22 protein-coding genes are annotated in these 23,841 nt (G+C 72.8%); 6 read left to right on the top strand and 16 right to left on the bottom strand.

All coding sequences use genetic code 11. From position 1 onward, the window contains the following. Positions 1-4: 4 nt before the first annotated feature. Positions 5-1,363: a glutamine synthetase family protein gene (locus SCK26_RS29935; RefSeq protein WP_318204458.1), complete on the bottom strand. Its 1,359-nt coding sequence runs from the start codon at positions 1,361-1,363 to the stop codon at positions 5-7. A gap of 96 nt (positions 1,364-1,459) precedes the next feature. Between SCK26_RS29935 and SCK26_RS29930 the strand changes: the two genes are divergently transcribed. Both SCK26_RS29930 and SCK26_RS29925 read left to right on the top strand, forming a co-directional pair. Beyond that, positions 1,460-2,197 carry a FadR/GntR family transcriptional regulator gene (locus SCK26_RS29930; RefSeq protein WP_318204457.1) on the top strand — a complete coding sequence of 246 codons (738 nt, stop codon included), beginning with the start codon at positions 1,460-1,462 and terminating at the stop codon, positions 2,195-2,197. A gap of 107 nt (positions 2,198-2,304) precedes the next feature. After that, entirely contained in the window at positions 2,305-2,991 is a 687-nt protein-coding gene (locus SCK26_RS29925; protein WP_318204456.1) for a gamma-glutamyl-gamma-aminobutyrate hydrolase family protein, read from the top strand. Here the strand turns inward: SCK26_RS29925 and SCK26_RS29920 are convergent. Together SCK26_RS29920 and SCK26_RS29915 are read right to left on the bottom strand one after the other, a co-directional pair. Then, positions 2,960-3,925: an aminoglycoside phosphotransferase family protein gene (locus SCK26_RS29920; RefSeq protein WP_318204455.1), complete on the bottom strand. Its 966-nt coding sequence runs from the start codon at positions 3,923-3,925 to the stop codon at positions 2,960-2,962. The two genes, SCK26_RS29925 and SCK26_RS29920, sit on opposite strands and share 32 nt — an antisense overlap. Positions 3,926-4,056: 131 nt before the next feature. Next, entirely contained in the window at positions 4,057-4,980 is a 924-nt protein-coding gene (locus tag SCK26_RS29915) for a LysR family transcriptional regulator (RefSeq protein ID WP_318204454.1), read from the bottom strand. Positions 4,981-5,050: 70 nt separating this feature from the next. Between SCK26_RS29915 and SCK26_RS29910 the strand changes: the two genes are divergently transcribed. Beyond that, positions 5,051-6,196: a TDT family transporter gene (locus tag SCK26_RS29910; protein ID WP_318204453.1), complete on the top strand. Its 1,146-nt coding sequence runs from the start codon at positions 5,051-5,053 to the stop codon at positions 6,194-6,196. Here the strand turns inward: SCK26_RS29910 and SCK26_RS29905 are convergent. From SCK26_RS29905 to SCK26_RS29890, 4 genes are all read right to left on the bottom strand, one after another. Next, positions 6,108-6,830 (bottom strand): helical backbone metal receptor, encoded by a 723-nt coding sequence (locus tag SCK26_RS29905; protein WP_318204452.1) that lies wholly within the window; start codon positions 6,828-6,830, stop codon positions 6,108-6,110. The genes SCK26_RS29910 and SCK26_RS29905 overlap by 89 nt on opposite strands. 23 nt (positions 6,831-6,853) lie before the next feature. Further along, a complete protein-coding gene (locus SCK26_RS29900; protein ID WP_318204451.1) occupies positions 6,854-7,423 on the bottom strand; it encodes a helix-turn-helix domain-containing protein in 570 nt (189 codons plus the stop codon). A gap of 381 nt (positions 7,424-7,804) precedes the next feature. Further along, positions 7,805-9,619, bottom strand: a complete 1,815-nt coding sequence (locus tag SCK26_RS29895) for an ABC transporter permease/substrate binding protein (RefSeq protein WP_318204450.1) — start codon at positions 9,617-9,619, stop codon at positions 7,805-7,807. Beyond that, the gene (locus SCK26_RS29890; RefSeq protein ID WP_318204449.1) at positions 9,612-10,688 is read right to left on the bottom strand and encodes a glycine betaine/L-proline ABC transporter ATP-binding protein; all 1,077 of its coding nucleotides are present in this window, start codon (positions 10,686-10,688) and stop codon (positions 9,612-9,614) included. The genes SCK26_RS29895 and SCK26_RS29890 overlap by 8 nt, the downstream gene beginning before the upstream one ends. A 183-nt stretch (positions 10,689-10,871) precedes the next feature. Between SCK26_RS29890 and SCK26_RS29885 the strand changes: the two genes are divergently transcribed. Further along, positions 10,872-11,792 carry a 5'-3' exonuclease gene (locus SCK26_RS29885; RefSeq protein ID WP_318204448.1) on the top strand — a complete coding sequence of 307 codons (921 nt, stop codon included), beginning with the start codon at positions 10,872-10,874 and terminating at the stop codon, positions 11,790-11,792. A gap of 143 nt (positions 11,793-11,935) precedes the next feature. Next, positions 11,936-12,787: a siderophore-interacting protein gene (locus SCK26_RS29880; protein WP_318204447.1), complete on the top strand. Its 852-nt coding sequence runs from the start codon at positions 11,936-11,938 to the stop codon at positions 12,785-12,787. A gap of 26 nt (positions 12,788-12,813) precedes the next feature. Here SCK26_RS29880 and SCK26_RS29875 read toward each other — a convergent pair whose 3' ends face one another. Continuing rightward, complete coding sequence (locus SCK26_RS29875) at positions 12,814-13,395, bottom strand: GNAT family N-acetyltransferase (protein ID WP_318204446.1); 582 nt, start codon at positions 13,393-13,395, stop codon at positions 12,814-12,816. Positions 13,396-13,499: 104 nt separating this feature from the next. On the opposite strand from SCK26_RS29875, the gene SCK26_RS29870 reads away from it, so the two are divergent. Next, positions 13,500-14,462 carry an RluA family pseudouridine synthase gene (locus SCK26_RS29870; protein WP_318204445.1) on the top strand — a complete coding sequence of 321 codons (963 nt, stop codon included), beginning with the start codon at positions 13,500-13,502 and terminating at the stop codon, positions 14,460-14,462. Positions 14,463-14,479: 17 nt separating this feature from the next. Here SCK26_RS29870 and SCK26_RS29865 read toward each other — a convergent pair whose 3' ends face one another. From SCK26_RS29865 to tatA, 8 genes are all read right to left on the bottom strand, one after another. After that, entirely contained in the window at positions 14,480-15,967 is a 1,488-nt protein-coding gene (locus SCK26_RS29865) for a cytochrome P450 (protein WP_318204444.1), read from the bottom strand. A gap of 44 nt (positions 15,968-16,011) precedes the next feature. Then, the gene (locus SCK26_RS29860) at positions 16,012-16,632 is read right to left on the bottom strand and encodes a GTP-binding protein (protein WP_318204443.1); all 621 of its coding nucleotides are present in this window, start codon (positions 16,630-16,632) and stop codon (positions 16,012-16,014) included. Beyond that, on the bottom strand, positions 16,613-17,029 hold the full coding sequence (locus SCK26_RS29855) for a DUF742 domain-containing protein (RefSeq protein ID WP_318204442.1): 417 nt from the start codon (positions 17,027-17,029) through the stop codon (positions 16,613-16,615). The genes SCK26_RS29860 and SCK26_RS29855 overlap by 20 nt, the downstream gene beginning before the upstream one ends. Next, a complete protein-coding gene (locus SCK26_RS29850) occupies positions 17,026-17,430 on the bottom strand; it encodes a roadblock/LC7 domain-containing protein (protein ID WP_318204441.1) in 405 nt (134 codons plus the stop codon). Before SCK26_RS29850 ends, SCK26_RS29855 begins: the two co-directional genes overlap by 4 nt. After that, positions 17,427-19,097 (bottom strand): sensor histidine kinase, encoded by a 1,671-nt coding sequence (locus SCK26_RS29845; protein WP_318204440.1) that lies wholly within the window; start codon positions 19,095-19,097, stop codon positions 17,427-17,429. The genes SCK26_RS29850 and SCK26_RS29845 overlap by 4 nt, the downstream gene beginning before the upstream one ends. Positions 19,098-19,466: 369 nt before the next feature. Beyond that, complete coding sequence (locus tag SCK26_RS29840; protein WP_318204439.1) at positions 19,467-22,319, bottom strand: DEAD/DEAH box helicase; 2,853 nt, start codon at positions 22,317-22,319, stop codon at positions 19,467-19,469. Positions 22,320-22,490: 171 nt separating this feature from the next. Next, the gene (gene tatC / locus SCK26_RS29835) at positions 22,491-23,441 is read right to left on the bottom strand and encodes a twin-arginine translocase subunit TatC (protein ID WP_318204438.1); all 951 of its coding nucleotides are present in this window, start codon (positions 23,439-23,441) and stop codon (positions 22,491-22,493) included. Positions 23,442-23,488: 47 nt separating this feature from the next. Beyond that, positions 23,489-23,770 carry a Sec-independent protein translocase subunit TatA gene (tatA, locus tag SCK26_RS29830; protein ID WP_318204437.1) on the bottom strand — a complete coding sequence of 94 codons (282 nt, stop codon included), beginning with the start codon at positions 23,768-23,770 and terminating at the stop codon, positions 23,489-23,491. Positions 23,771-23,841: the final 71 nt, after the last annotated feature.

Genomic DNA, 23,841 nt, shown 5'->3' with positions numbered 1-23,841 from the left:
CCTTTCACAGGCGTTCGAAGGAGCGGCGCAGCTCCCAGTCGGTGACCGCGGCGTCGAAGGCGTCCAGTTCGACGCGCGCCATGTTGCGGTAGTGCGCGACCACCTCCTCGCCGAAGGCGGCCCGGGCGATCTCGCTGTTCTCCCACAGCCCGGCGGCCTCGCGCAGGGTGGTCGGGACGTGCTCGAACCCGGCGGTGTAGGCGTTGCCGGCGCAGGGCTCGGGCAGTTCGAGTTGCCGCTCCACGCCGTACAGCCCGGCCGCGACCAGTGCGGCGACGGCGAGGTGGGGGTTGACGTCCCCGCCGGGGAGGCGGTTCTCGAAGCGCAGGGAGCGGCCGTGGCCGACGACGCGCAGGGCGCAGGTGCGGTTGTCGTGGCCCCAGGCGACGGCGGTGGGCGCGAAGGAGCCGGGCTGGAACCGCTTGTAGGAGTTGATGTTCGGGGCGTACAGGAGGCAGAAGTCGCGCAGGGCGGCGAGCTGTCCGGCGAGGAAGTGCCGCATCACGTCGGACATGCCGTCGGGGCCGGCCATGGCGTTGCGGCCGTCGGCGTCGGCGAGCGAGAGGTGGATGTGGCAGGAGTTGCCCTCGCGTTCGTTGTACTTGGCCATGAAGGTGATCGACACGCCTTCCTGGGCGGCGATCTCCTTGGCGCCGGTCTTGTACAGGGCGTGCTGGTCGCAGGTGCGCAGGGCCTCGGTGTAGCGGAAGGCGATCTCGTGCTGGCCGGGGTTGCACTCGCCCTTGGCGGACTCCACGGTGAGGCCGGCGCCGGCCATGTCGTTGCGCAGCCGGCGCAGCAGCGGCTCGACGCGGCCGGTGCCGAGGATCGAGTAGTCGACGTTGTACTGGTTGGCGGGGGTCAGGCCGCGGTAGCCCGCGTCCCAGGCCGCCTCGTAGCTGTCCTTGAAGACGATGAACTCCAGCTCGGTGCCGACCTGGGCGGTGTAGCCGAGGGCGGCGAGCCGCTCCAGCTGGCGGCGCAGGATCTGGCGGGGCGCGACGGCGACCGGGCTGCCGTCCTGCCAGGCGAGGTCGGCGAGGAGCAGGGCGGTGCCGGGGTGCCAGGGGACGCGGCGCAGGGTGGCGGGGTCGGGGCGCATGGCGAAGTCGCCGTAGCCGCGCTCCCAGGAGGACATCGCGTAGCCGTCGACGGTGTTCATCTCGGGGTCGACCGCGAGCAGGTAGTCGCAGCCCTCGGCGCCGTGGTGCAGGACCTCGTCGAGGAAGAAGCGGGCGGCGAACCGCTTTCCCTGGAGCCGTCCCTGCATGTCGGGGAAGGCCAGGACGACGGTGTCGATCTCACCGCCGGCGACGAGGGCGTGCAGTTCCTCGACGCTGAGCGGGGCTGTGCGGTCTGCCACGGGTGAGCCTCCTTCGGCGCCATCGCGCTTTCTTCGGCCGAGCCGGGAGCCATAAGGTATTGCCGGGAACCATTGCTTGGGAAGGGGGCACAGCCGATGGCGCGGGACGGGGGCCCGGGCGGGCCGGAGGACCGGCTCGCCGCGGTGCTGCGGCCGGTGCGGGCGGGCAACGGCTTCGAGGAGGCGCTGGAGCAGATACTCCAGGTCGTCCGGCTGGGCCTGGTGCCGGCCGGCGGGCGGCTGCCGGCCGAGCGGGAGCTGGCGGAACGGCTCGGGATCAGCCGGGTGACGCTGCGCGAGGTGCTGAAGGTGCTCCAGGACCAGGGGCTGGTCCGGCCGCGGCGCGGGCGGTACGGCGGAACGTTCGTGCTGCCGCGGCCGGACGCGGGCGGCGAGGACGAGCTGCGCCGCCGGGTGGCGGGCGTGGACATCGAGGACGTGCTGCGCTTCCGGGAGGTGCTGGAGGTGGGCGCGGCCGGGCTGTGCGCGGCGCACGGGCTGGCCGGGGAGCGCGCGGAGCGGCTGCGGCAGGCGCTGGAGCGCACCCACGAGGTCCCGCTCGCGGACTACCGGCGGGCCGACACGCTGCTCCACCTGACGCTGGCCGAGCTGTGCGGCTCGCCGTCGCTGGCCGCGCGGTACGCGGCGGTCCGGGCCACGGTCAACGGCCTGCTGGACTGCATCCCGCTGCTGGTGCGCAACCTGGAGCACTCCCAGCGGCAGCACACCGCGCTGGTGGAGGCGGTGCTGGAGGGGGACGCGGACGGGGCCCGGGAGATGATGCGCGAGCACTGCGCGGGTACGGCGGCCCTGCTGCGGGGCTTCCTGGCGTGAACGGGCAAACAAAGGTTCGGAAGTAAACCTTTATGGGAGGCGCTCTTGAAGCGGGCGCCGCGACGGAGCACGGTGGACGAGGACCGCCGGGTACCCGGGAGGGCAGCATGACGGCACGGCCGCTGATCGGCGTGAGCACGTATCTGGAGTCCGGTGCGCGCTGGGGGGTGTGGGAGCTGGAGGCGGTGCTGCTGCCGGCCGCGTATCCGCGGCTGGTGCAGCGGGCCGGCGGGCTGGCGTTCCTGCTGCCGCCGGACGCGCCGGAGCGGGCCGCCGCCGCGGTGGCCCGGCTGGACGGGCTGGTCGTCGCCGGCGGCCCGGACGTCGACCCGGCCCGCTACGGCGCCGAGCGCTCCGCGCGCACCGGACCGCCCGCGCACGAGCGGGACGCCTGGGAGCTGGCGTTGATCGAGGCCGCGCTGGCGGCGGGCGTGCCGCTGCTCGGCGTCTGCCGGGGCATGCAGCTGCTGAACGTCGCCCTGGGCGGCACGTTGGTCCAGCACCTGGACGGGCACGCGGAGACGGTCGGCGTGTTCGGCGGCCACCCGGTGAAGCCGGTGCCGGGGACGCTGTACGGCGGGATCGTCCCGGAGGAGCTGACCGTGCCGACGTACCACCACCAGGCGGTGGAGCGGCTCGGCGCCGGCCTGGTGCCGTCGGCCTACGCGGCGGACGGCACCGTGGAGGCCGTGGAGCTGCCGGCGGACCGGGGCTGGGTGCTCGGCGTGCAGTGGCATCCCGAGCAGTCCGAGGACCTACGGGTCATGCGCGCCCTGGTGACAGCCGCGTCCTGAGCCAGGCCAGAGCGGCCTCGCCCTGGGCCCGCTGGAAGGGGCGCAGGGTGGGCAGGCCGGACGGGGCCGGCTTCAGCGAGCTGTGCAGGAAGTAGCCGGTGAGGGCGGTCAGCGCCGCGGTCACGGCGGCCGGGTCCGCGGCCCGGCCCACGGGATGCGCGGTGAACACCTCCTCGGGGTCCGGTCCGCCCTGGGCGCGCACGCACGGCAGCATCACCAGCAGGTCGAACCAGGGCGCGGCGCGCAGGGCGTGCGGCCAGTCCACGAAGACGACGCCGCCGTCGTCCGTGAGCAGGATGTTGTCCGCGCGCAGGTCGCCGTGGGCCAGGGTGTCGCCGGACGCGCCGTCGGCCCACCCGGCCTCCAGCGCGGCGAGTTCCGGCAGCCGGCCGGCGGTCCACTCGCCGAGCCGGTCCCGGACGTCACCGGCCTCGCCGTCGGCCAGCCGCCGCCAGCCCGAGAAGGCGTCGGCGAGGTCCTCGGCGACGGGCGGGGCGTCGACCTCGGGGGCGGGGGTGCGGGCGAGGACGGTCACGGCGCCGAGCACGCGGCGCAGTTCCGCCGGCCGCCAGGGCACGTGCGGCTGGCGGCCCGGCACCTCCTCGAAGACCAGCGCGACCCAGGTGCCGTCGTCGTACGAGCCGAGCAGCCGCGGCGCGGGCACGCCGCCCGGCAGCGCGGCGGCGTGCCGGGCCTCCTTGCGGTGCAGGCCGGGGCTGTGCGGGTTGGTCTCGGCGCTCACGGCCTTGACGAAACCGGTGCGGCCGGCGGCGGTGCGGACCCGGGCGGCCACGCCCGGGGAGAAGCCGCCGGGCTGGGTCACGGCGCGCACGACCGGCGCGCCCAGCACGTCACCGACGGCGGCGCGGACGACGGCCGGGAGGGTGTCCCAGGCGGCGCGGACGCCCGCGGCGGGCGGGGCGGTGAGGGTCATGCGGAGCATCCTGCCGGGCGCTGCCGCGGACCTGCCAACGGTTTTTCGGGGATCACGCCACGGGGCGGTCGTCGTGCGCCGGGTGCGGGTGCGTCGCGGCCGGGCGCGCGGTCCCGCGCGTCTCTCGGGGCTCACGCGCGGGTGAGCGACAGGAGTTCTCTGGCCGGGCCCGTGGGGCGGTGGCCGGTGGGCCAGACCGCTCTGAGGGCTCGGCGCAACGGGACGCCTTCTATGGGGATGCTGACCAGGCGGCGCAGCGACAGTTCCTCGCCCACCGCCAGTTCGCTGAGGACGGAGGGGCCCGCGCCGCTGACCGCGGACGCCTTGACCGCCGTGGTCGAGGACAGCTCGATCAGCGGGCGGGCCAGGCCGCCGAGCGCCGCGTCCAGGACCTGGCGGGTGCCCGAGCCGCGCTCGCGGAGGATGAGCGGGGTGGCGGCCAGCTCCGCCGCCGTCAGGGGCCGCCGGCGCCGGGCCCACGGGTGGCCGGGAGCGGTGACGACGATCAGCCGGTCGTGGGCGATGACCGTCGACTCCAGACCCGTGGGCACGGACAGCCCCTCCACGAACCCGAGGTCCGCCTCCCCGGCCAGCAGCAGTTCCGCGACCTTCGCCGAGTTGCCCGCGAGCAGCGAGACGGCCGTGTCGGGCCGCTCGGCGTGCAGCGCCAGCAGCCAGCCGGGCAGCAGGTACTCGGCGATGGTCATGCTGGCCGCGACCCTGAGCCGGGAGTCCCGCCGGTCCCGCAGCGCCCGCGCGCCCGCGTCGAAGACCGCCGCCGCCTCCACCACCCGGCGGGCCCAGTCCGTGACCAGGGCGCCCGCGTCGGTGAGCCGGGAGCCGCGCGGAGAGCGGTCGACGAGGGCCACTCCCAGCTGCCGTTCCATGGAGCGCAGCCGGCTGCTCGCGGCCGGCTGGGTGATGCCGACCTCGCGGGCCGCCGCGCCCAGACTGCCCAGCCGCGCCACCGCGAGCAGCAGCTCCAGCGCGGCGAGGTCCGGCACCCGGTGCGCCAGAGATCCCGTGCGTTCCTGCTGTCCCTCGGCCCTGCTCATAAGACCAGCTTATGCCCTCATAGACCGGAACTCCCTGGTCAGGGGCGAACCGATGGGAAACGGTGAGGGCATGGTCACCGCAGCCCCGCCTCGTACGCTCCCGCTCAGACACCTCGGCCCCAACTGGTACGCCTCCGTGATGGGCACCGCGATCCTCGGTTCGGCCGGTGTCGCGCTGCCCGCACCGGCGAACGGGCCGCGCGGGGTCTTCGCGGCCGTGTGGCTGCTGTCGCTGCTGCTGCTCGTGGCCCTGCTGGCGGCCCGCGCCCTGCACTGGGCCCGCCACCGCGACCAGGCCCGCGCCCATCTCCTCGACCCGGCCATGGCCCCCTTCCACGGCTGTCCGGCCATGGCCCTGCTGTCGGTCGGCGGCGGCGCCCTGACGACCGGCCGGGACCTGATCGGCACCCGCGCGGCCGTCGCCCTGGACACCGTGCTGTTCACCGCCGGTACGGCGGCCGGGCTCGCGGCCGCCGTCGCCGTGCCGTACCTGATGGCCGTACGGCACCGCGTCGAGCCCGCCCAGGCCAGCCCGGTGTGGCTGCTGCCGCTGGTCGCGCCCATGGTGTCGGCCGCGCTCGGCCCGCTGCTGGTGCCGCACCTGCCGCCGGGACAGCCCCGGGAGACACTGCTGCTGGCGTGTCTCGCGCTGTTCGGGCTGAGCCTGCTGGCCGTGCTGCTGACACTGCCGCTGGTCTTCGCCCGGCTGATCACCTGCGGGCCGCTGCCGCTCGCGCTCACCCCGACCCTGTTCCTGGTGCTCGGCCCGCTCGGGCAGTCCGCCACCGCCACCGGCCTGATCGCGGACGCCGCCCCGGGCGTCGTACCCGCTCCCTACGACCGTGGCCTCGCGGTCTTCGCCGTGCTGTACGGCGTGCCGGTGATGGGGTTCGCGCTGCTCTGGCTGGCCTGGGCGACCGCGCACGTGGTGCGGGCCCGGCGGCACGGCATGGGGTTCGCGCTGACCTGGTGGGCGTTCACCTTCCCGGTGGGCACCTGCGTCACCGGCGCCGCCGTCCTGGCCCGGCACACCGGTCTGGCGGTGTACGAGGCGCTGGCCGTCGGCCTGTACGCCGTGCTGGTGGCGGCCTGGCTCGCGGCGGCCCGCGGCACCGTGCGCGGCCTGGTCAGCGGCGAGCTGCTCGCAGGGCCGCGGCCAGCGTCCGTGGTGCTCGTGCCAGCGACGGGCCGTACCACGTCAGGTGCCGTCCGCTGACCAGGGCGCAGCGCAGGCCGGGGAAGGCCTCGGGGCCGTCGCCGGCGGTGAAGCGGTACGGCTCGTCGGGCAGGACGACCAGGTCGGGAGCGCGGGCGCGCAGCTCGTCCAGGTCGACGCGCGGATAGCGGTCGGGGTGGCCGGCGTAGACGTGGTCCACGCCGAGGCGGGCCAGGACGTCGCCGGCGAAGGTGTCCCGGCCGAGGACCATCCAGGGCCGGCGCCAGACGGGCACGACCGCCGTCGTCCGCACCTCGGGCGCGGGCAGGGCGGTCCAGGCCGTCTCCGCCGCGTCCAGCCAGGCGGGCCGGCTCCGGGCGCCGCACGCGGTGAGCATCCGGTCCAGCTCGGTGAGGGCCTGCGGCACGCCGCGCACCTCGGTGACCAGCACCTCGATGCCGGCGGCGCGCAGGGCGTCCAGGTCGGGGGCGCGGTTCTCCTCCTCGTTGGCGATCACCAGGTCGGGGGCGAGGGAGACGATCCGGTCCACCCGGGGGTTCTTCGTGCCGCCGACGCGCGGGACGTCGAGGCCGGCCGGGTGGGTGCACCAGTCGGTGGCGCCGGCGAGGGCGCCGGGCAGCGTCACGGCGACGGCCTCGGTCAGGGACGGGACGAGGGAGACCACCCGCGTCACGGCGCCGCCCGCACGCCCGCCGCTCAGCGGGACCTGTCCTGGACGGCCTCGATGTGCTCGGCGACCGCCACCACGATGATCCGGGTGTCCGGGACCGTGGCCCGCCAGCGGTGCCGGACGCCGCCGGTCAGATACAGGGTGTCGCCCCGGCCGAGGCGGTAGGCGCGGCCCTCGGCCTCGATCTCCACCGCGCCGTCGGCGACGTACATCAGCTCGTCGTTGCGGTGCCGGAACTCGCGGCCGGCGTCGTGGTCGCCGGTGAACTCGGAGGCGTGCAGCTGGTGGTGGCCGCGCACCAGGGCGCGGGTGCGCGGGTCGAAGTCGCCCTCGTCGACCGGTTCGGCGCGCACCACGTCCACGCTGGCCGCCGGGTCGGCGGCGGCGAGGAGTTCGACGGCCGTGGTGCGCAGGGCGTCGGCCACCTTCTCCAGGGACGTACGGCTCGGGCGGGCCCGGTCGTTCTCGACCTGGCTGAGGAAGGGCACCGACAGGCCGCTGCGCTCGGCCACGACGGCGAGGGTCAGCTCCAGCGCGCGGCGGCGCCGCCGGACGGCCGCGCCCACGCGCACGGGCTGCTCTTTGTGGTCGCCCATCGCTCCGGCTCCCTCCCTCGCTCGTCGTACCGCTGTCCGGGTGCCCCTCTCGGGGCGTCCCTCTTCCGATGACTTCTCTGCACCCTACGCATGTTCGGCAAACCGTTTCACGTGCCTGTCACATCCCCGACGTCTCCCTGTTCCCCCACCCTTACTGTTCGCGCCAGTGTGCCGGGTGCGCGGCGGGCCTCCGAGCGGGTCCGCCGGGCGGATGAGGCCGCCGGCCGGCCGGTCCCGGCCCGGGTCCGGGCCAGGGCTCGTCACGGGGGGTGATTGGCCTGAAGTGAGTCGTGGGCACGACAGCCGAGGGGCGGGCGGCACCGGACGCGTGTCGGCGTCCGGCGGCGCCCGCCCCTCGGGAGGCGGTCCGGGACGGTCAGGTCACCCGGCCGCCTCGCTGCGGGTGCCGTCCTTGGCGACGGGAGCCCACTTGTCGACCAGACCGGGGTGGTCGCGCAGCCAGCCGCGGACGGCGTCCTGCTCCTTGCCCTTGCCGGCCTTCTGGATCCGCGCCTCCAGGCCGGTCAGCTGCTCCTCGGTCATGGAGAAGTCCTTCAGCCACTGGCCGACGCGCGGGTTGTCGGCGGCGAAGCCCTTGCGGGCGAGGGTGTGCACGCCGTCGCCCTTGCCCCAGGCGCCCTTGGGGTCGCCGAGCTTCTTCAGGTCGTAGTCGCTGTAGGCCCAGTGCGGCGACCAGAGGGTGACGAGCACCGGCTGGTGCCGGGCGTAGGCGCGTTTCAGTTCGGCGAGCATGGCCGGGGTGGAGCCGTCGACCACGTCGTAGTCGCCTTCGAGGCCGTACTCCTTCAGCACCTTGCTCTTGAGCAGGCTCATCATGCCCGCGCTGGGCTCGATGCCGATGATCTTCCCGCCGAACTCGGAGGCGTGGTCCTTCAGGTCCGCCAGGGAGTTCACGTCCTTGACATAGGAGGGCACGCTCAGCTCCAGGGAGGTGGGGCCGTACCACTTGCCGAGGTCGTCCAGCTGCCTGCCGTACTTCGCCCAGTACTCGGCGTGCGTGGTGGGCAGCCAGGAGTCGGTCTGGAAGTCGAGCTGGCCGGTGGCGAGGCCGGTGTAGAGCGGGCCGGCCGCGTACTGGGTGGTGCTGACCTTGAAACCGCGCTCGCGAAGGATCTCCTGCCACAGGAAGGTGGAGGCGATGCCCTCGTCCCACGGGATGTAGCCGATCCTGATCTCCTTGCCCTTGCCGACGTCCGTGCCGGAGGCCTCGGAGGTGCCCGCGGTGGAGCCGAAGACGCCGAGTCCGCCCGCGACGAGGGCGAGGACGACCACTCCGGCCAGCGCGACGGCCGGGCGCGGGCGGTACGACCACGCGCGCGTGCGTGCCTTCGCGGCGGCCCTGCGGCCCAGCGGGGAGAGCTGGGTGCCGAGCGCGCCGGTCACCCGGTCCAGGTAGACGGCGAGGACGACGATGCCGACGCCCGCCTCGAAGCCGTAGCCGATGTCGAGCTGGCCGATGGCCTCGTTGACCGCGCCGCCGAGGCCGCCGGTGCCGACCATGCCCGCGATGACGACCATGGACAGGCCCAGCATGATCACCTGGTTGACGCCGGCCATGATGGTCGGCAGGGCCAGCGGCAGCTGCACCCGCCACAGGATGTTGCGCGGGGCGGTGCCGAAGGCCTCGGCGGCCTCGACCAGTTCGGCGTCGACCTGGCGGATGCCCAGCTCGGTCATGCGGACGCCGGGGGCGAGCGCGAAGATCAGGGTGGCGACGACGCCCGCGGCGGTGCCGAGCCCGAAGAAGAGCATGGCCGGGATCAGCAGCACCATGGAGGGCATGGTCTGGAGCAGGTCCAGGACCGGCCGTACGGCGGCACTGACCGCCTTGGAACGGGCGGCCCAGATGCCCAGCGGCAGGGAGATCAGCAGGGCGATCACGGTCGCCACCAGGACCAGCGCCAGGGTGGACATGGCCCGGTCCCACAGGTCGAGCGAGTCGACCAGGGCGAATCCGGCGAAGGCGAGGACGCCGGCGAGCAGTCCGCGCAGCCACCAGGCGAGCACGGCGAGGATGCCGGCCATCAGCAGCGGCTGCGGGGCGGCGAGCACGGTGTCGATGCCGTCGTACATGCCCTCCATGACGGCCTTGACGGCGTCGAACAGCCAGGAGAGGTGGGCGACCAGCCAGTCCACGCCGGAGTCGACCCAGTCGCCGAGGTGGATCCTAGGCACGGCTGATCACCTTCCCTTCGGGGTTGTCGCAGGCCGCGGGAGCGGCCGTCTCGTCGCCGAGGAAGCCGAGCAGGCGCTGCCGCGGCACCACCCCGACGACCCGGCCCGCCTCGTCCACCACCGAGACGCGGTGGGAGAGCCGGGCGCTGATCGCGCACAGCTCCGTGAACGGCGTCTGCCGGGTCGCCGTCTCGCAGCGGCACAGGGGGGCGTCGGCCGTCACCGAGGTGTCCATGAGCGCGCCCGCCGTCAGCACCCGGGAGCGGTCCACGTCCTGGATGAAGGAGGCCACGTAGTCGTTCTCGGGGCGCAGCAGGATGTCCTCGGCGGTGCCGGTCTGCACGATGCGGCCGTCGCGCATCACGGCGACGCGGTCGCCGAGCCGCATGGCCTCGTTGAGGTCGTGGGTGATGAAGACGATCGTCTTCTTCAGGGTCTTCTGCAGCTCCAGCAGCTGGTCCTGCATGTCGCGGCGGATCAGCGGGTCCAGGGCGCTGAAGGACTCGTCCATCAGCAGCAGGTCCGCGTCGGTGGCGAGGGCGCGGGCGAGGCCGACGCGCTGCTGCATGCCGCCGGACAGCTCGTCGGGCCAGGACGTCTCCCAGCCGGCCAGGCCGCACAGGGCGAGCGCCTCGTCGGCGCGGCGCTCGCGCTCGGCGCGGGGCACGCCCTGCACTTCCAGGCCGTAGGCGGCGTTGTCCCGGACACTGCGGTGCGGGAACAGCGCGAAGTGCTGGAAGACCATGCTGATCTTCTTGGAGCGCAGTTCGCGCAGCTCCCGGTCGCCGAGCGCCGCCAGGTCCTGCCCGTCGAAGCGCACGCTGCCCGCGGTCGGCTCCAGCAGCCCGTTGAGCATGCGCAGCAGGGTGGACTTGCCGGAGCCCGACAGTCCCATCACGACGAAGATCTCGCCGGCCTCGACGCGGAAGGAGGCGTCGATCACGGCCGCCGTCGCGCCGTCCGCGCGCAGCTCCGCCCGGTCGGCGCCGCGCCGCAGCCGCTCCACCGCGTCGTCGGGTCGTCTTCCGAACACCTTGAACAGATGTTCTGCCTCAAGCCTGGGTGACACGCGCACCTCTCGTCTCCGGGGACAGGACAGAGGCCGCGCCTCCCCAGGTCAAGGCGGGGCAAACCCGCAAGTGGCCCGGTTCACGGCAGTGCGCGTCACGCAACGCGTTCCCGGCTCGCGGGGCGCGGTCGGTGCCGCGCGGGATGACGGGGCGCTGTCGGTGGTGTGCGGCATGATGCGTGCGTGACCGGACGACTCATGCTTCTCGACACCGCCTCGCTGTACTTCCGCGCCTACTTCGGCGTCCCGGACTCGGTGCGGGCACCGGACGGCACGCCCGTCAACGCGGTGCGCGGGCTGCTGGACTTCATCGACCGGCTGGTCAAGGACCACCGGCCGGACCACCTGGTGGCCTGCATGGACGCCGACTGGCGCCCGCAGTGGCGGGTGGATCTCGTCCCCACCTACAAGGCGCACCGGGTCGCCGAGGAGCACACGGACGCGCCGGACGCGGAAGAGGTGCCGGACACCCTCGCCCCGCAGGTGCCGGTGATCGAGGAGGTGCTCGACGCGATCGGCATCGCGCGCGTGGGCGTCGCGGGGTACGAGGCGGACGACGTGATCGGCACGTTCACCGCGCGGGCCCGGGGCCCGGTCGACATCGTCACCGGCGACCGCGATCTGTACCAGCTGGTGGACGACGAGCGCGGGGTCCGGGTGCTCTATCCCCTGAAGGGCGTCGGCACGCTCCAGCTGACCGACGAGGCGGTGCTGCGCGAGAAGTATGGCGTCGACGGGCGCGGGTACGCGGACCTGGCGCTGCTGCGCGGCGACCCCAGCGACGGCCTGCCGGGCGTGGCCGGGATCGGCGAGAAGACGGCCGCCAAGCTGCTCGCCGAGTTCGGCGACCTGGCCGGGATCATGGCGGCGGTGGACGATCCGGCGGCGAAGCTGACGCCGTCGCAGCGCAAGCGGCTGACCGAGGCCCGGCCGTATCTGGCGGTCGCGCCGAAGGTGGTGCGGGTGGCCGGCGACGTCCCGCTGCCGGAGGTCGGCACGGCCGTGCCGCGCACTCCGCACGACCCGGCGGCGCTGGCCGGGCTGGGACGACGCTGGGGACTGGGCGGCTCGCTTCAGCGGCTGCTGACCACTCTGACGGGCTGATCCGGCCGGGCCGGGAGGCCGGTCCGGCGGGCGCCGAGGGAAAGATTCCGGCAAAAGGCTCTCATGACCGTCTCACGGAAGGGGTGTTGAATCGACAGAGGTGCTAACTTAGGTAAACCTAACCAACCCCGCAGGAGGCCGTCATGGCAGAGCGCCCGGGACGAAAGCCGCGCAAGGCCCAAACCGCCCAGGTGGTACGCACCGAGCGGCTGACCCCGCACATGCAGCGTGTGGTGCTCGGCGGCGCGGGTCTCGCCGGATTCGCCGCGGACACCTGCACCGACCACTACGTGAAGCTGCTGTTCGGCGCCGCCGGCGTCAGCTACCCGGAACCCTTCGACCTGGAGCGGATCCGCGCCGAGTTCCCGCGCGAGCAGTGGCCGGTGACCCGGACGTACACCGTGCGCGACTGGGACGCGGAGCGGCGCGAGCTGACCCTGGACTTCGTGATCCACGGCGACGAGGGCCTGGCCGGCCCCTGGGCCGCCCGCGTACAGCCCGGCGAGACCGTGCGCTTCATGGGCCCCGGCGGTGCCTACACGCCCGACCCGGCGGCCGACTGGCATCTGCTCGCCGGCGACGAGAGCGCGCTGCCGGCCATCGCCCGCGCCCTGGAGAAGCTGCCCGCCGGCGCCCGCGCGCACGCCTTCGTCGAGGTCTCCGGCCCCGAGGAGGAGCAGAAGATCGACACCGGCGTGCGGGTCGTCTGGCTGCACCGCGGCGACCGGCCGGTCGGCGAGGCCCTGCTGGAGGCCGTGCGGGGCCTGGAGTTCCCGCAGGGCCGGGTGCACGCCTTCGTGCACGGCGAGGCGGGCGTCGTGAAGGAACTGCGCCGGCTGCTGCGCATCGAGCACCAGGTCCCGCGCGAGGACCTGTCGATCTCCGGCTACTGGCGCCTCGGCCACAACGAGGACGGCTGGCAGGCCTCCAAGCGCGAGTGGAACGCCCGGGTGGAGGCCGAGCAGGAGGGCGACACGACGACGGCGGCGGCCTGAGCGAGCGGGGCCGGGCCGGGCCCCGCTCAGTCTCCCCGCACACGCGCGTGGAAGTGCATGTCGTGCCAGCCGTCCTGGTGGAGGAGGGCGCTGCGCTTGGTGCCCTCCAGCACGAAACCGGCCTTGGCCGCGACCCGGCAGGACGCCTCGTTGGCGGTGGCGTGGAAGAGTTCGAGGCGGTGGAAGCCGATCTCCTCGAAGGCCCAGTGGGACAGGGCGGCGGCGGCCCGGGCGGCGACACCCTGCCCGCGCGCCCGCGCCACCGTCCAGTACGCCACCTCGGCGACACCGTCACCGAGCAGTATCTGCCGGAGCGCGACCCGGCCCCGCAGCTCGTCCGTCCGCTCGTCCACGACGGCCCACTGGGCCTCGCTCTCGCGCGTCCAGGACGCCTGCCACTGCGCGATCCAGCCGGCGGCCTCCTCCTCGGAGTCGCAGGCCCTTATGTGCCACTGGTGCATCGCCGGGTCCTGGAAGGCGGCGTGCACGGCGGGGGCGTCCTCGGCCCGCCACGGGCGCAGGACCAGGCCGTCGGCGGCGGGAAGGGCGGGCTGCGGACCGCGGGCGAGGGCACCGGGGGTGAGGACCGGCTTGATGAGAAACGGCATGATCCACATCCTGCCGGGTGCACGGCCGCACGACCCACCGGTTTTCGACCGTCCCCGGGTGACCGTACGACCACCTCCTTGACGCCGCCGTACCCTTGACGCCGATGAGACGCCGCACGCCGCCCCCGCCCGCCCCGCTCCCCCAGCGCGACGGAGTCGATCCCGTACGGGTGCGGCTGCCGGTGGGCGGGGCGTGGGCCACCGTGCGGGAGCATCTGGTGGAGCGGCTCACGGGGGCCGGGCCCGCAATGGTGGAGGCGATGTTCGCCGCCGGCCAGGTGGTCGGCGCCGACGGGCGGCCCGTGACGCCGGACGCCCCCTACCGGCCCGGCATGTTCGTCTGGTTCCACCGCGAGCTGCCCGCCGAGGTGCCGGTGCCGTTCCCGGTGGAGGTGCTGTACCGGGACGAGCACATCGTGGTGGCCGACAAGCCGCACTTCCTGGCCACCACCCCGCGCGGCTCGCATGTCGCCCAGACCGCGCTGGCCCGGCTCCGGCACGAGCTGGATCTGCCGGCGCTGACGGCGGCGCACCGCCTGGACCGGCTCACCGCCGGACTGGTGCTGTTCACGGTGCGCCCCGGGGAACGCGGCGCCTACCAGAACCTGTTCCGGGACCGGCGCGTGCACAAGGAGTACGAGGCCGTCGCCCCGTACGATCCCGCGCTCGCCCTCCCCCGCACCGTGCGCAGCCGGATCCTGAAGGAGCGCGGGGTGCCGGCCGCCCGGGAGGTCGCGGGCGAACCGAACGCCGAGACCCGGGTGGAGCTGGTCGAACACCGGTCCGGGCTGGGCCGCTACCGGCTGGTCCCGGCGACCGGCCAGACCCACCAGCTACGGGTGCATCTGGCCGCGCTGGGCGTGCCCATCCTCGGCGATCCGCTGTATCCCGAGGTGACCGACCCGGTGCCGGCCGGCGACTTCCGGCGCCCGCTGCAACTGCTCGCCCGGCGCCTGGAGTTCACCGACCCGGTCACCGGCGCGCACCACGCCTTCACCAGCGGCCGTCACCTGCGGGCCTGGACGTCGTACACCGACTGGTCCGGCGCGGCCGGGCCTCCCGGCTGACGCCCGGCCGCCGGGTGTCAGCCGCCGTGCCACCAGCGCAGCAGCCGCCGCCACGGGCCGCTCGGGCCGGCCGGTTCGGGGGCCGGAGGCACGGGTTTAGGTGCGGGCAGCGGGTCGGTGGCGGCCGGCCGGGGCGGGCCGGCCGGGTCCGGGTCGCTGCTCAGGGCGCCGACCTGCCAGCCGGAGCGCTGCGGCGGGACCGGCATGGCCCGCGGCGGCAGGTCCACGTCCTGCTGCGCCTTGGGTTCGAAGCGGACCGGCAGGGCCACCAGGTGCCGGGAGGCGATGGACGACCGCCAGCGGAGGTCCTCCTCGGCGCAGTCGAGCTGGATGTCGGACAGCCGGGTCAGCAGCGCGTCCACGCCGACGTCGGCGATGGCACGGCCGATGTCCTGCCCGGGGCACTCGTGCGGGCCGCCGCCGAAGGCGAGGTGGGAGCGGTTGCCCTGCATGCTCGCCGACGGATCCGGCCGCACCCTCGGGTCGACGTTGCCGGGAGCGGGCGCGAACAGCAGCCCGTCGCCCTTGCGGATGCGCCGGCCGCCCAGCTCCGTGTCCTGCTTGGCGTAGTAGCCGAAGACCGTGCTGAACGGCGGCTCGTCCCAGAGGGACTGCTCGATCGCCTCCGGGACGGTCATCTGGCCGCCGTTGAGCTGGGCCCGGAAGCCCGGCTCGGTGAGGACCATGCGCAGCGCGTTGGCGAGGAGGTTCGCCGTCGCCTCGTAGGCGGCGAACAGCACGAGCCGCAGATGTTCGCGCACCTCGTCGTCGGTCAGCCCGGCCGGGTGGCCGAGGAGGTGGCTGGTGAAGTCGTCCTCGGGCCGGGCGCGCCGCCGGGTGGTGAGCCGGTTGAGCGCGTCCATGACGTAGGTGTGGCTCTGGATGGCGGTCTCGGTGCCCTTCAGGGCGTCCCGCGCGGCCTGCACCATCCGGTCGTTGTACTCCTCGGGCATGCCGAGGATCTCGCACATCACGGCCATCGGCAGGTGCTCGGCGAACTGCGAGACCAGGTCGGCCCGCCCGCACTCGCAGAAGCCGTTGACGAGGGCCTGGGTGTGGCGGCCGATGTGCCGGCGGACGCTGCGGTGATCGATGGTGACCATGGCCGCGGTGACCGCGTCGCGCAGCCGCTCGTGCTCGGCGCCCTCGGCGTGCGAGCAGATGGGCTGCCAGGCGATGTGCGGCATGAGCGGGTGGTCGGGCTTGATCCGGCCGTCCTCCAGCGGGGACCAGATCCGGCTGTCCCGGGTGTACTGCGAGGGGCTGCGCACCAGTTGCAGGTTCTCGGCGTGCCCGAGGACGACCCACATGGGTACGTCGCCGTGGAGCAGCACGGGGGCCACCGGGCCGTACTCTTCGCGCAGGCGTTCGTAGAGGCCGGCCAGGTCCTCGGCATCGGGGCCGTAGAGCCGTCGCGGTGTCCCGGGGCCGAGACCGTGCGCGGGGCAGCCCGGCGGTGGGACGAGGGGGTCTGTGCCGGTCGGGGAGGGGGTTTCAGACGTCACGGTGGTGTCGCTCCGGAACGGATGGGAGGCGGGCCGGCGGTGGGTCAGGTGAGAGCGCCGGACAGGGCGAGGGAGTGCAGGAAGCGGGTCAGGGTCAGCAGCACGTCCTTGCTGGAGGCCCGGCGGCGCACATCGCACTCGATGATCGGGATCTCCGGGCCCAGGTCCAGCGCGGAGCGCAGCTCCTCGACCGGGTAGTGAGGGGCGTCGGGAAAGGAGTTCACGGCGACGACGAAGGGCACGCCGCGTTCCTCCAGCCGGCCCATGACGTCGAAGCTGACCTCCAGGCGCCGGGTGTCGACGAGGACGACCGCGCCGAGGGCGCCTTCGAACAGGCCGTTCCACAGGAACCAGAAGCGCTCCTGGCCGGGGGTGCCGAAGAGGTAGAGCACCAGTTCGCCGGTGATGCTGATACGGCCGAAGTCCATGGCCACGGTGGTGGCCGTCTTGGAGTCGGAGCCGTAGTCGTCGTCCACGCCGATGCCGGCCTGGGTCATGGTCTCCTCGGTGGTCAGCGGTCTGATCTCGCTGACGGAGCCGACCATGGTGGTCTTGCCGACGCCGAATCCGCCCACGATCACGATCTTCGCCGCGGCCTGGGCCGTGTGCGGCAGATGATCCTCGGTGCGCGGGCCGGGGATCGTGTCAGAGCCTTTGAAGTCCATGCATCACCGCTTCGAGGAGTGAACGGTCGAATGCCGCCTTGCGGATGATCGGGGCGCGCGCCTGCACCAGTTCCGCCTGGATCAACTCGGTGATCAGTACGGTCGTCGCGCTGAACGGCAGTTGGAGGTAGGCCGACAGCTCGGCCATGGACAGGGGGGCGGTGCACAGCCGGAGCACAGCCGCCACCTCGGGGGAGGCGGACAAGGGGGGTGTGGAGCGGGCCACGATCAGGGTCACCAGGTCGAGTTCGGCGCGTTTGCCGTCCGCCGATCCGGCGATGGTGTAGAGCCGTTCGGGATTGCCGGGCTTCTGCGCGCCGCCCGCCGGTTTCGCGACCGTCAGCGACGGGAGCGGCTGGTGCTGCGGCCGGCGCCGTTTGCGTCGTGGAGGGGTCATACGGTCTGCCCGTTCCGCCGGGGCGGACTGGTGAGGTGGGCGCCGATCCGGACGACGAGGTCGCGCATCATGCCGCTCATCCGGCCGGGTTCGCAGGTGACGTCGGCGAGCACGGCGAGGAAGGCGTTGGGGCCGGCGTTCATCAGGTAGAAGTAGCCGCCCTCGATCTCGAACACGACGAGCTTCATGGCGCCGGCGCCCGGCAGTTCCTGGATGATGGCGCCGGCCAGGCTCTGTACGCCCGCGCAGGCGGCGGCCACCCGGTCGGCGGCGTCGGGGTCGCCGCCGTAGCGGGCGATGCGCAGGCCGTCGGCGGACAGGACCACGATCATCTCGATACCCGGGACGCCGTCGTTGAGCTGCTTGAGCATCCAGTCCAGGTTCGCTCGCTGCTGGATCACTTGAGGTCCCCCTCGTCGTCGGCCCCGATGGCACCCTGGGCGTATTCGGCCGGATCTTTGAGCAGATGCAGGTACTTGGTCGGGTTACGGGTGAAGTCGGTCAGCTCGGGGCCGGTGGCGTCCGGGGGCATGCCCTCCCTGAGGCCCTTCCAGAAGGCCTCGATCCCGGAGCCGATCGGCCGGTCCAGGAGCTTCTGCCGCTCGGGGTCGATCTCGGGCGCGGGTTCCGGTTCGGACCGGGTCCGGGACCAGATGGTGGGCCTGCCCTCGCGCTCGGCCCGCTCGATGGCGGCCTGTTCCGCGATCCGCTGGCTGAGCGGGACCTTCACCCGGCTGCGGCGCTGCGGCAGCCCGGTCGCGGTCCACTCGGTGACCTCCGGGATGTCGTCCTCCAGGGAGATTCCGGCGGGGATCTTGGGGCTGGTGGGGCGGCGGGTCTTGGGCGGGCGCTTGGGGCCCTCCACGGCGCCCAGTTCGGGCTTGGGGATTCCGGTGGCGCCGATGCCGTGGGCGACGCCGACACCGGGCTCGGTGGTCGTCATGACGCGCGGCACGATGAGGATCGCGCGGACACCGCCGTAGGCGGAGGAGCGCAGCGAGACCTCCATGTCGAACTGCTTGCAGAGCCGGCCGACGACGGCGAGGCCGAGGCGCGGGTTCTCGCCGAGGTTGTCCGCGTCGTCGAGGTTCCTGGCGTCCTCGATGGCCTTCTCGATCCGGGCGCGGGACTCCTCGCTGAGGCTGACGCCCGCGTCCTCGATCTCGATGGCGATGCCGGCCTGCACCTCGGAGGCGGTGACGTGCACCTTGGTCGTGGGCGGCGAGTAGCGGGTGGCGTTGTCGAGGAGTTCGGCGGCGGCGTGGATGACCGGCTCGACCGCGGTGCCCTTGATGTTGATGTTGACGATGGAACTCAGTTCGATGCGGCGGTACTCCAGGATGCGGGACATCGCGCCGCGCAGCGTGCTGTACAGGGAGACCGGCAGGGGCCACTGGCGGCCGGGCCGGCCGCCGCCGAGGACGGAGATGGTGTCGGCGAGGCGGCCGATCAGCGAGGTGCCGTGGTCGATGCGCAGCAGGTCGTCGAAGACCTCGGGGTTGCGCCCGTGGTCCTCCTCCATCTCCCGCAGTTCCTTGGCCTGCTGGTGGACGATGGCCTGGACGCGGCGGGCGATGCTCACGTAGGAGCGCTCGGTGGCGTCGCGCATCGAGATCTCGTGGTCGGCGCCGGTCAGCGAGACGCGTACCAGCTCGCGGTAACCGTCGGGCAGGCCGTGCAGTTCCGGGTCCTCGTCGAAGACGTAGCGCACGGTGTCCCGGAGCGCCTCGCCGCGGCGCAGCCGGATGAAGCCGAGGGGCAGCACGTCCTTGGCGAAGCGCTCCATCAGGTGGTGGTGCAGCGCGATCTGCTGGTGCAGAGAGGCGGCGTGGCGGGAGTGTTCGGCCCGGGCCTCGCGCAGCAGCCGGCCGCGCCGGGCTGCCTCCCCGGCGGTGCAGAGGACCAGCAGCACGGCCAGTGCTCCGCAGACGCCGACGGCCGTCCGGGCCGCGGGCGGTACCAGGGCGACGGCGGCTCCGGCCGCGGCGGCCATCACTATGGTCGGCGGCAACAGCACGCGCGCATAGGGACGTTCACGGCGGCCTGGAGGCTTCTGAACACTCACCATGGATGCCTTCTGTGACGAATCGGCTGGGTGTGGGGCGGGGCTTGCGGGGGAAGATATGGGGAACTGTCAGGACGTACTTCCCACAAGGGAACAGGCGCGCGAATTGCCTCAACTCGGTGCGCCGCGGGCGAGCTTAGCCCGAGCGGATCAACGCCGTGTCATCTTCGGCAAGCACCTGAAATCGACCCGGCGACAGGAGTACGCTCGACTCTCTTCACACGTTCCGCTGTCATTCGCACACAGAAAGTATCGACGTACAGGCGTGCGAATGTCACTCACCGTAACGAGTGATATAGCACGCGAGGCCGCACCCGGACAGGTGCGGCCTCGGTTTCCCCCGGCGAGCGGTCTTCGCGGTCCTCGGGCGGCTCAGCCCACGGACGAGTAGGCCACGACTCCCCGCAGCAGTTGGTCGACGGCCTTCCGCGCGGCCTTGGCCACGGTCGAGCCCTCCGCGGGCGCGGCCGCCGAGACCTGCCCGAGCACGTCGATGACCTGCTTGCACCAGCGCACGAAGTCACCGGCCGGCATGTCCGCCTCGCGCAGCACCTCGTCCAGCCCCTTGCCGGAGGCCCACATATAGGCGGCCCAGGCGAAGCCGAGGTCGGGCTCGCGCTGGCCGACGCCCTCGGTCTGCCTGATCCGGAAGTCCTCCTCCAGGGCGTCGAGCCGGCCCCAGATCCGGACCATCTCGCCGAGCGCCGCCTTGGCCTTGCCCGAGGGCAGCTTCGGCGCCATGGCGTCGTCCGCGGCCCGCGCCTCGTACACCAGCGCCGAGACGCACGCGGCGAGTTCGGCCGGGCTCAGCCCTTCCCAGACGCGCTCCCGCAGGCACTCACTGGCCAGCAGGTCCAGTTCGCCGTACAGCCGCGCCAGCCGCTTGCCGTGCTCGGTGACCTCGTTGCCCCGCAGATAGTCCAGCTCGGTCAGCAGCGCCACGATCCGGTCGAAGGTGCGCGCGATGGTGTTCGTACGCCCCTCGATGCGCCGCTCCAGCTGCGAGGTGTCGCGCAGCAGCCGGTGGTAGCGCTCGGCCCAGCGGGCGTGGTCCTCACGGTCGTCGCAGCCGTGGCAGGGGTGCGCCCGGATCGCCGTGCGCAGCCGCGCGATCTCGCGGTCGTCGGCGGCCTGCGAGCGCTTCTTGCGGGCCCGCTCCGGCGGGATGTGCCCGGCCTTCGTGCGCAGCGCGGAGGCGAGGTCCCGGCGGGACTGCGGCGAGCGCGGGTTGAAGGACTTCGGGATCCGCATCCGGTCCAGCGGCTCCACCGGCACCGGGAAGTCCATCGTCGCCAGCCGCTTGACCTGCCGTTCGGCGGTCAGCACCAGCGGGCGCGGACCGTCGTGGTGGTCGAAGGCGCGGTGTCCGCCGGAGCGGCCCGCGGGCAGGCCCGGGTCCAGCACCAGCGCGAGGCCCGCGTACTTGCCCGTGGGCACGTGGATGACATCGCCCGGCTTCAGCTTCTCCAAGGCGACGGCGGCCTCCGCCCGGCGCTCGGAGGCGCCCTGCCGGGCCAGCTCGGTCTCCCGGTCCTTCAGCTCCCGGCGCAGCCGCGCGTACTCGTCGAAGTCGCCGAGGTGGCAGGTCATGGACGCCTTGTAGCCGGCCAGGCCCTCCTCGTTGCGCTGCACCTGGCGGGAGATGCCGACGACCGACTTGTCGGCCTGGAACTGCGCGAAGGAGGTCTCCAGCAGCTCGCGCGAGCGGTGCCGGCCGAACTGCTCGACCAGGTTGACCGCCATGTTGTACGACGGCTTGAAGCTGGAGCGCAGCGGGTACGTGCGCGTGCCCGCGAGACCCGCCAGGTGCTCGGGGCTCATGCCGCGCTGCCACAGGACCACGGCGTGGCCCTCGACGTCGATGCCCCGGCGGCCGGCACGGCCGGTGAGCTGGGTGTACTCGCCGGGCGTGATGTCGGCGTGCTGCTCGCCGTTCCACTTGACGAGCTTCTCCAGCACCACCGAGCGGGCCGGCATGTTGATGCCGAGCGCGAGCGTCTCGGTGGCGAACACCGCCTTGACCAGGCCGCGGACGAACAGATCCTCCACGACCTCCTTGAAGGTCGGCAGCATGCCCGCGTGGTGGGCGGCGATGCCCCGCTCCAGACCCTCCAGCCACTCGTAGTAGCCGAGGACGTGCAGGTCCTCGTGGGCGATGTGGGCGGTGCGCTCCTCGACCAGCGCGCGGACCTGTTCCCGCGCCTCCTCGTCATTGAGCCTGAGGCCCGCGTACAGGCACTGCTGGACGGCGGCCTCGCAGGCGGCGCGGCTGAAGATGAAGGTGATGGCGGGCAGCAGGCCCTCGGAGTCCAGGCGCTCGATGACCTCGGGGCGGCCCGGCGTCCACGCCCGCGAGCGCTGCCTGCGCTCCCGCTCCCGGTCGGCCTCGCGCATCGCCCGGCCGCGCCTGCGGTCCTGGTACGACGGTCTGGTGGCCTCCATGCGGGCGAGGCGGGCCAGGTCGGGGTTGACGGCCTTCTTGTGGCCCTCGCCCTCCTCGAACAGGTCGTACATCCGCCGGCCGGCGAGCACGTGCTGGAACAGCGGCACGGGCCGGTGCTCGGAGACGATCACCTCGGTGTCGCCGCGGACGGTGTCCAGCCAGTCGCCGAACTCCTCGGCGTTGGACACGGTCGCGGAGAGCGAGACCAGGGTCACCGACTCCGGGAGGTGGATGATCACTTCCTCCCAGACGGCGCCGCGGAAGCGGTCGGAGAGGTAGTGCACCTCGTCCATGACCACATAACCGAGGCCGAGGAGGGTCTGCGAGCCGGCGTAGAGCATGTTCCGCAGCACCTCGGTGGTCATCACGACCACCGGGGCGTCGGAATTCACGCTGTTGTCGCCGGTGAGCAGGCCGACCTTGTCGGTGCCGTAGCGACGGCACAGGTCGGCGTACTTCTGGTTCGACAGCGCCTTGATGGGTGTCGTGTAGAAGCACTTCTTGCCCTGCCGCAGGGCGAGGTGGACGGCGAACTCGCCCACGATCGTCTTGCCCGAGCCGGTGGGGGCGGCCACCAGCACGCCCTTGCCCGCTTCGAGTGCCTGACAGGCCTCGATCTGGAAGGGGTCGAGGCCGAAGTCGTACATCTCGCGGAAGGAGGCGAGTGCGGTGGCCTGCTCGGCTGCCCGCCTGCGGGCTGCCGCGTACCGCTCGGCCGGTGAGAGATCCTCTGTCATCGTACTTTCGAGCGTACCGGGCCCCACTGACAACAGGACGATCATTATCCGGATCGCGGACGGGCGGGCGGCGGACGGGCGGACCGTGGCCCCGGCCGTACCGGGTCCTGCGGCGGCACAGACGGATGCCCCCGCCCCTGAGCGGATTCAGGAGGCGGGGGCAGGACGTCCAGCGGCTCGGTGCCGGCCGGGCCCCTCGGGGCCGGGGCGGACCGGTCAGGTCACGTCGTCGTAGCCGTTGACCCGGTCGGTGCTCTTCTGCTCGGGCAGGGCGCGGCTGGCCGCGACCGGCTCGACCTCGTCGATCTCCTCGGGCGTGAGGTCCAGCTCGGAGGCCTCGTCGTCGTCGGGGCCCGCGGCCTCGCGGACGCGCCGGCGCTTGTCGTTGAGGAGCGAGAACGCGACCGCCGCGAAGTACAGCACCCAGATCGGCCCGGCCAGGGCCAGCATGGACAGCGGGTCGGTGCTCGGGGTGGCCACGGCCGCGAAGACCGTGATGCCGAGGATCATGGCACGCCACCAGCTCAGCATGCGCTTGCCGGTCAGTACTCCGGTGAGGTTGAGCATGACCAGCAGCAGCGGCAGCTCGAAGGAGAGGCCGAAGACGATCACCATGCGGGTGACCAGCTGGAGCAGGTCGTCGAGCGGCAGCAGGTTCTTGATGTTGCCGTTCGGTGTGAAGTCGATCAGCACCTTGGCCGTGGTCGGCAGCAGCTTGTACGCGAAGAAGGCGCCGCCGAAGAACAGCGGGGCGCCGGTGAAGACGAAGGCGTAGGCGTACTTCTTCTCGTGCCTGTGCAGACCCGGCGCGACGAACGCCCAGAGCTGGTAGAGCCAGATCGGCGAGGCGGCCACGACGCCGGCCATCAGCGAGACCTGGAGGGCCAGCGTGAACGGCGCGAGAAGACCATTGATCGTGATCTCCGCGCACTGGGTCTTGCCATTGGACTTGGCCAGCTCAGCGAAGGTCTCCCGGCAGCCGACCGAATCCAGGATCGGCTCCGTCAGGAAGTTGATGATGTCGTTGTAGTAGAAGGCCGCGACGATCGTCACGATGACGATGGCCAGCATCGCCTTCGCGAGCCGGTTGCGGAGCTCACGAAGGTGATCCGCGAGAGGCATCCGCCCCTCGGGATCTCTCTCCTTCTTGCGGGCAGGCTTGAGCAACCCACGTCCTCATCTCGTGCGGCAGGCCGGGGCTTTCCGGCCTTGTGTCAGCGCTGGGTGGAATCCGTCGGCTCGTTGACCGGCCGCGAGCTGTTCACGTCACCGGGGGCCGCCTGGATGGTGCGCTGGGCCGAGGACTGGTCGGTGGTACCGGGCGCCGGGGTGGAGGTCTTGCCCTCTTCCTTCATCGCCTTCGCCTCGCTCTTGAGGATGCGGGCGGACTTGCCGAGCGAGCGGGCCATGTCCGGAAGCTTCTTCGCGCCGAACAGCAGGATGATGACGACGAGGATCAGAATGATCTCGGGAGCTCCGATTTTTCCACCGAACATGAATCTTTACCTTCTCACCGAGGCGGCTGGGTGGGGTGCTGTCCGACCAGTCGGACATGTGTCCGATGGTC

The sequence above is a fragment of the Streptomyces sp. SCL15-4 genome (genome assembly GCF_033366695.1).
GTDB lineage: Bacteria > Actinomycetota > Actinomycetes > Streptomycetales > Streptomycetaceae > Streptomyces.
Note: the sequence above shows the minus strand (reverse complement) of the source record. Positions and strands in the feature narration are given on the sequence as shown.